1 protein-coding gene is annotated in these 2,256 nt (G+C 44.4%); it reads right to left on the bottom strand.

The features are described from left to right. Positions 1–41: 41 nt before the first annotated feature. Positions 42–2,256: autotransporter outer membrane beta-barrel domain-containing protein (locus tag BAZSYMA_RS03435; protein WP_143243084.1), on the bottom strand; the 2,215-nt coding region annotated here is incomplete at its 5' end.

Below are 2,256 nucleotides of genomic sequence, written 5' to 3'. Positions count from 1 at the left end.
TTGTACTGGGAATTTTGGCTGGCCTTTTTTATAAACTCACATTAAAACTTCCATTGAATAGCACCTTCAATACCATCACTATGCGCTTTATTATTGGTAGATTGAATACGCTCATAACTAACAGAAGCGCTGGTGTCGTCTTTTTGATAATCCAGCCCCAGTTTCACGCTCACTTCTTGCTCGGCATTTTTGCTAAGGTAATCGCTGGTATCACGACGAATATCAGATTTGTATTCCACGCTAACAAAGCGATTGAGTTGTCCATCTCGATAGTTCACTTGCTTATTAATCTCAATACCAAGGGCAATTGCCTCGTTGGTGCCAGTCTCGCTGTTGGTAAGTACATCAATCGCCTTCATCTTAATACGACTGATGTCGTAGCGAATAAAAGGCGAAAGCTCTACGCCCTTGGCCTGTAAATCCGCACGGTAAGCAATGCTGGCAAAAAAGCCATCGCTGTCTTGGTCGGCACTTGACGCATTGTTGACTTTGTGCGTGGCTTGGGCGACGCCTAGCACTGCCTCAATACTGCCTTTGTCATTGAGTTCTAATGCGCCGTAACTAGACAATGTGTATTGCGTGGTATCCACATCGCCTGAGAAATCATTGCCCGTGGCAGTGCGATCTTGCTTGCCTAAGCTAAGTGCAAAGCCAATAATTTTATCTTTGGCTATGCGTCTGTCCATACCCATATTGAGGGATTTAAGATTAAACTTAGTCTTATCTGCCCCTGTCCCGTTGCTTTTACCAATCACCACCTTGGCACTTGTCCAAGTATCCCAACGCTCAATCTTACGGCTGGAGGTGGGGATGACATTACTTAGCCCGTTGGCACTTAGTATATGGTTGATAAGGCTGTTGGTTTGACTATCGGCAAAACTGACCTGAATACCGTTAACAAAACCATTGGTACTAGAACTGCTCTTTTGTTTGTCTTTATGACGAATATGCGATAAGCGCCCCATCAATGTTTTTCCGACTTTAAAGAGTAAGACTTTACTGGCAGTTTTGCTTTCTTTACGCACGGCTTGGGCAGCCATTCTGACAGCCACCGCCGCCCTAGAAGCGCTGACACCAAACCTTGTAGACGCTTCTACGGTTACAGTGAGGGTTTTTTCAGTCGTATCATTACCCTTGGTGGCTTTGATATTAACCTGATAAGTGTTATCACCAGGGTTTTTAAAGCTGGTGGCTTCAAAGGTAAGTGTGTTGCCACTAAGGCTGAATTTAGCCTGATTTCTGCCACCAGCAATAGAAAAATTTACACCCCTTTGGCTGGCAGTAAGCGTAATCACTTTGGCTACATTTTCTGGCGTAGAAACATTAGCCGTGGTAATGACAAGCTTTTTTGTTTCTTCTGTAACTTTGATAGAAAATTCTTGATTGGCGCTCTGGATGCCATCGCTAACAGTGACGGTGATAGTCATATCACCAATAGCAGTAATGCGACGCTTGGTTTTGAGTTGGTTACGGTTGACGATTTCAAAATCAGCGTTGTTGGTGATGGTAAAAGTGAGGGCATCAGCAGCAGTATCTATATCGGTAGCACTAAGGATACCAACCACGGTGCCGATGGGCTGATCTTTGAGAAGGTTAGTATTGCTGATCTGGATATTGGTTGGGGCAACATCGTTTAGGTCGGTAACCGTAACAGTAATGGTTTTACTAACGGAGGATTCACCCGCTTCACTGGCAGTAATTATCACCGAGTAGGCATGATCGCTTCTGACTTCAAAGTCGGTGGCAGCAAAGGTAAGTGTGTTGCCACTAAGGCTAAATTTAGCCTTATCTGCACCACCGGTAATAGCAAAACTTACACCACTTACATCACTTCTGTTGACAGTAAGAGCAATCACTTTATCTGCATTTTCTGGCGTAGCAACATCAGTCGTAGTAATGACAAGTTCTCCTTCATCTTCTAAACCTTCTATAACTTTGATAGTAAAGTCTTTCCTGGTGTGTTGGACACCATCACTAACTTTGATGGGGACAGTCATATTACCAATAGTAACGATGCGACGCTTGGTTTTGAGTTGGTTACGGTTGACGATTTCAAAATCAGCGTTGTTGCTGGTGATGGTAAAAGTGAGGGCATCAGCAGCAGTATCTATATCGGTAGCACTAAGGGTGCCAACCACGGTGCCGGCGGGCAGATCTGCGACAAGGTCAGTATTGCTGATCTGGAGATTGGTTGGGGCAACATCGTTTAGGTTGGTAACCGTAACAGTAATGGTTTTGCTAACGGAGGATTTACCT

Source organism: Bathymodiolus azoricus thioautotrophic gill symbiont (assembly GCF_001298715.1).
Classification (GTDB): domain Bacteria; phylum Pseudomonadota; class Gammaproteobacteria; order PS1; family Pseudothioglobaceae; genus Thiodubiliella.
The sequence above is the reverse complement of the archived record's forward strand: the minus strand, read 5'-3'. Positions and strand labels throughout refer to the sequence as shown.